We start from the raw sequence: 274 nt of genomic DNA, 5'->3' as shown, positions 1-274 counted from the left end.
GCATATCTCCCAGTAAGCCTAAATGTAGCGAACTGGTTTCAATGCTCTGCACGTTTTGCTGATGCAGGCGATCGACGTGGGCGTGGGAATAGCGGCGATTAAGAATGCGAAAACGATGTTTGCTGCGACGCAAACGACGAGCGCTGGTGACATCGCCAGAGAAGAACACCGACATTGCCAGCTTTAAATTACTGAGCAATTGCTCATAGAGCGCATCCAGTTCCTTCAACCCATCAAGCGAAAATGCCCGCCGTGCTGCCAGTGATTTGTCAGC

Annotated in this window: 1 pseudogene; it reads right to left on the bottom strand. The window is 51.1% G+C overall.

Annotated features, from left to right (window positions below):
• Positions 1–274, bottom strand: a pseudogene (locus V5P19_RS23545) (Na/Pi cotransporter family protein); the annotation flags it as partial.

It is taken from the genome of Enterobacter sp. UNJFSC 003 (genome assembly GCF_036903355.1).
GTDB lineage: Bacteria > Pseudomonadota > Gammaproteobacteria > Enterobacterales > Enterobacteriaceae > Enterobacter.
The sequence above is the reverse complement of the archived record's forward strand: the minus strand, read 5'-3'. Positions and strand labels throughout refer to the sequence as shown.